The organism is Streptomyces bambusae, assembly GCF_019400985.1.
GTDB classification, from domain to species: domain Bacteria; phylum Actinomycetota; class Actinomycetes; order Streptomycetales; family Streptomycetaceae; genus Streptomyces; species Streptomyces bambusae_A.
Genome location: NZ_WTFF01000459.1, coordinates 1 through 4540, shown reverse-complemented (window position 1 = coordinate 4540; position 4540 = coordinate 1). Strand labels below are relative to the sequence as shown.

Annotated in this window: 5 protein-coding genes; 4 read left to right on the top strand and 1 reads right to left on the bottom strand. The window is 74.1% G+C overall.

Annotation, left to right across the window (positions count from 1 at the left end; genetic code table 11):
- On the bottom strand, positions 1-538 hold a 538-nt coding region (locus tag GPJ59_RS33935; protein WP_219671794.1), incomplete at its 3' end, for a PHP domain-containing protein.
- 173 nt (positions 539-711) lie between these two features.
- Between GPJ59_RS33935 and GPJ59_RS33930 the strand changes: the two genes are divergently transcribed.
- From GPJ59_RS33930 to GPJ59_RS33915, 4 genes are all read left to right on the top strand, one after another.
- The gene (locus GPJ59_RS33930; RefSeq protein ID WP_219671793.1) at positions 712-1767 is read left to right on the top strand and encodes a DUF3533 domain-containing protein; all 1056 of its coding nucleotides are present in this window, start codon (positions 712-714) and stop codon (positions 1765-1767) included.
- A gap of 148 nt (positions 1768-1915) precedes the next feature.
- Positions 1916-2800 (top strand): alpha/beta fold hydrolase, encoded by an 885-nt coding sequence (locus tag GPJ59_RS33925; protein ID WP_219671791.1) that lies wholly within the window; start codon positions 1916-1918, stop codon positions 2798-2800.
- Between the two features lie 160 nt (positions 2801-2960).
- Positions 2961-3125 (top strand): FxSxx-COOH cyclophane-containing RiPP peptide, encoded by a 165-nt coding sequence (gene fxsA, locus GPJ59_RS33920; protein ID WP_219671790.1) that lies wholly within the window; start codon positions 2961-2963, stop codon positions 3123-3125.
- 29 nt (positions 3126-3154) lie between these two features.
- A partial coding sequence (locus tag GPJ59_RS33915) for an FxsB family cyclophane-forming radical SAM/SPASM peptide maturase (RefSeq protein ID WP_219671788.1) occupies positions 3155-4540 on the top strand: 1386 nt, incomplete at its 3' end.

Here is a 4540-nt window from a genome sequence, read left to right as displayed (position 1 = left end):
TGGGCTCGCAGATGTGAATAAGAGCCAGGCGCTCACCGCGCCCGCCGCGCCCGCCGCCGCCTCTGCGCTCCCCGCGGCCGCCCTCCTCGCCCCCCCCGGCCGGATCCCCGCCGTCCCCGCCGGCCTCCTCGCCCCTCTTGTGCGCCGCGGTGACCATCCGGCACAGCTCGGCCCAGCCGGCGGCGCCGTCGCGGGCGAGGAAGACCGCCCGGGGGGCGGATTCGTCGATGAAGGCGCCGCCCTTGACGGGCGTGCGCTGCCGGTACGAGGCACCGGGCGCGCCGGGCCGGACGGCCCGGCCCGCCGCCGGTGCGAGGGGTGCCGGGGCCACCGCGAGGTCGGCCCCGAACAGCGGGCGGACCCCGGCCGCGGCGCAGGCCTTGGCGAAGCGCACCGCGCCCGCGAGGGTGTCGCGGTCGGTGAGGGCGAGGGCGTCCATGCCCCGCTCGGCGGCACGCTCCGCCAGCCGTTCCGGGTGGGAGCCTCCGTAGCGCATGGAGAACCCGGAAACGGTGTGCAGATGCGTGAACCCAGCCACCCGCGGCCTCCTGCTTCCTTCGGTGAACACCTCCCCCGTCTCCACCATAGACCAATTCGAATGTCCGTACGAAACAGTTGTTCGATCCTCCATCTTCCCCCTTGGCTCCCCCGCACCACCCGTTCGGCCCGCCCCTGCTGCGTGCCGTCCGCACCGCGCCGAGCGTGGGAGCCATGACCCGTGCAGACGCACCCCCCGCCGCCGAGCCCCCCTCGGGCCTCCTGGGTGAGATCAAGGACGCCGTCACCGTGCGGGCGGCGCTCCTGGTCGTCGGCGTGCTGGCGCTCCAGCTCGCGTTCATCACCTCGTACATCGGCGCCTTCCATCAGCCGAAGCCGCACCGGATCCCGCTCGCCGTGGTCACCCCGGCCGCGCAGCTGACCGTGCAGAGCGTGCAGCGGCTCGCCTCCCTGCCGGGCGAACCGCTCGACCCCCGCCCGGTCGCGAGCGAGGCCGAGGCCGTCCGGCAGATCCGCGAGCGGGAGGTCGACGGGGCCCTGGTGGTGAACCCGGCCGGGCGGGTGGACCGGCTGCTGGTCGCGACCGGCGGCGGCGCCTCCGTCGCCGACGCCCTCCAGGCGGTCGTCGCCCTCGCCGAGCGGGCCCAGCAGCGCGAGGCCGAGGTCGTGGACGTGGTCGCCGCCGCCCGCGGCGACAACCGCGGGCTGTCGCCCTTCTACCTGGTGGTCGGCTGGTGCGTCGGCGGCTACCTGTGCGCCGCGATCCTGGCGATCAGCGCCGGCGCCCGGCCGGCCAACACCCACCGCGCGGTGGTCCGGCTCGCCGCGCTGCTCGCGTACGCGCTCGTCGCCGGGCTGCTCGGCGCGGTCGTCGCCGGACCGGTCCTGGACGCGCTGCCCGGCAGCATCTGGGGCCTGTGGGGCCTGGGCACCCTGGTGGTGTTCGCGGTCGGCGCGCTGACCCTCGCCCTCCAGGGCCTCGCCGGGATCATCGGCATCGGCCTGGCGATCCTGCTCGTCGTGGTCCTCGGCAACCCCAGCGCCGGCGGCGCGTACGGCAATCCCCTGCTGCCGCCGTTCTGGCGGACCGTCGGGCCGTTCCTCCCGCCGGGCGCCGGCACCTACGCGACCCGCTCGATCGCGTACTTCAAGGGCAACGACACGGCCGGGTCCGTGCTGGTCCTCTCGGTCTGGGCGGTGGTGGGCGCGGCGGTCACGATGGTCTGCGCGGCGCTGCGACGCGGCCGGGCGGAGACCGGGGCCGAGTAGGGCCGGGCGTCGCGGGTCGCGTCCGGGGCGGTCGGGAATGCTCCCGAAGTGCGCCCTATCGCAGTCATCCCACAGCGCGCACAATCACCTTGACCCCTCCCCCTCGCGGACGAGGGGGATTCCTGGCTCACGGTGAAGGGGGGCGCCCGTGCGCAGTCGGGTGCGGGCCGCGGACGGGCGGAACCTGATGGTGGAGCGGTTCGGCGACCCCCGCGGCAAGCCGGTCTTCCTGCTCCACGGCATGCCCGGCAGCCGCCTGGGCCCGGCCCCCCGCGGCATGGTCCTCTACCAGCGCCGGATGCAGCTCATCGCCTACGACCGGCCCGGCTACGGCGGCTCCGACCGCCACCCCGGCCGCACCGTCGCCGACGTCGCCGCCGACGTGGCCGCCATCGCCGACGCCCTGGACCTGGACACCTTCGCGGTCGCCGGCCGGTCCGGCGGCGCCCCCGGCGCGCTGGCCTGCGCCGCCCTGCTGCCCGAGCGGGTCACCCGGGCCGCCGTCCTGGTCGCCCTGGCGCCCCGGGACGCCGAGGACCTGGACTGGTTCGAGGGCATGGGCGCCTCCAACGTACGCGAGTACACCACCGCGACCGCCGACCCCGAGGAGCTGGCCGCCCGGCTGATCCCGCGCGCCGACGGCATCCGCCGGGACCCCGGGCGGCTGCTGGAGGAACTCCGCCGGGAGCTGACGGACAACGACCGGATGATCGTCTCGGACACCGGGCTGCGCGCCATGCTGCTGCGCAACTACCGCGAGGGGCTGCGCACCTCCGCGTACGGCTGGATCGACGACGTCCTCGCCTTCTCCCGGCCCTGGGGCTTCGACCCGGCCGACATCCGCTGCCCGGTGCTCATCTGGCACGGCGAGCAGGACGTCTTCTCCCCCGTCGGGCACTCCCGCTGGCTGGCCCGGCGGATCCCCGGGGCCACCGCCACCATCGACCCCGGAGCTGCCCATTTCGCCGCCCTGCGAGCCCTTCCCGGGATCCTCACCTGGCTGCTGCGTGAACCGGCCCGGAATACGACCTGACGAACCCGTCACGCTTTCTATAGAACGCTTGACCAGGCGTCATGTCTCAGTTGCCAATAGGGCGCAGGCGGGTAAAGTCCGGGTTGGACACCGGCGGCCCGCCGGTGCCATTTCCATGCCCATTCCAACCATTCCACATGGCTTCCCCGAGGACGGTGTCGTGAACACTTCCGCAACCCCTCCGACCGGCACGGACAAGGCCCGCCGGGTTCCGCTCGCGGAGATCGACGTACGCAGTGCTTCCGCCGCCGCCGCACTCGGCCGGGTACTCCCGGCGGAATCCGGGCGCACACCCTCGGAGCCGATCTTCAACTCCGCGCTCTGAGGTTCAACTCCGCGCCCTAGACTGGTGGAATGACCGGCCTGATCGCCTTTCGCGAGATCGTCCTGAAAGTTCACAGCAGATGCGATCTTGCTTGTGATCATTGCTATGTCTACGAACACGCGGACCAGAGCTGGCGAGCCCGGCCGAAGGTGATCTCCCCCGAGGTCGTCACCCGCACCGCGTCGCGGCTCGCCGAACATGCCCGTGACCATGCCCTCCCCTCCGTCACGGTGATCCTCCATGGAGGGGAACCCCTGCTGGCCGGCGCCGACCGGCTCCGGCTGGTCTGCGAGGAGTTCACCCGGGCCCTGGCCGGCACCGCCGAGCTGAACCTGCGGATCCACACCAACGGCCTGCGGCTCGACCGCCGGCTGCTCGGCCTCTTCGACGAGTTCGGCGTCCGGATCGGGATCTCCCTCGACGGCGACCGCGCCGCCAACGACCGGCACCGCCGCTTCGCGGACGGCCGCTCCAGCCACTCCCTGGTCCTGAAGTCCGTCGAGCTCCTGCGCTCGGAGCCCTACCGCCACCTCTACCAGGGCCTGTTGTGCACCGTCGACACCGCCAACGATCCCGTGGCGGTCCTCGACGCCCTCGTCGCCCTCGACCCCCCGCGCGTGGACTTCCTGCTGCCGCACGCCACCTGGCAGGCTCCCCCGGCGCGCCCCGACGGCGCGCCCGACGCCTACGCCCGCTGGCTGCTGCGCGTCTTCGACCACTGGGACCGGCAGGGCCGCCCGGTCGCCGTACGGCTCTTCGAGTCCCTGCTGAGCACCCTGCGCGGCGGCCCCAGCCTGACCGAGTCGCTGGGGCTGGCGCCGACCGACCTGGTGGTGGTCGAGACGGACGGCACCCTCGAACAGGTCGACTCCCTCAAGACCGCCTACGACGGCGCCGCGTACACCGGGTTCGACGTGTTCACCCACTCCTTCGACCAGGTCGCGGCCCATCCCGGGGTACGCGCCCGGCAGCTGGGCCTGGCAGGTGTCAGCGAGCAGTGCCGCCGGTGCCCCGTCGTCCGTTCGTGCGGGGGCGGGCTCTACACCCACCGCTACCGGGCCGGGAGCGGCTTCGACAACCCCTCCGTCTACTGCGCCGACCTCCAGGAGCTGATCGCCGGCGTCGAGGGCCGCACCACGTCCGAGACCGTGGCGCCGGCCCTCACCGACGAGGGCGAACTCGGCGCCGCCCAGCAGGACCTGACCCGGATGCTGCTCGCCCGCCTGCACACGGAACTGACCGGCGACCCCGACTGGGACCCGGCCTGGGCCCAGCTGACCGCCGTGGAGCAGGCCGGCGAGGCGGGCGCGGACGCGCTGGACCGCGTCCTGGGCCACCCGTACACGCGGACCTGGGTGCTCGCGGCGCTGGACGCGGCCCGCGAACGGCGCCCGGACCGGCGGGCCGCCGCGGGC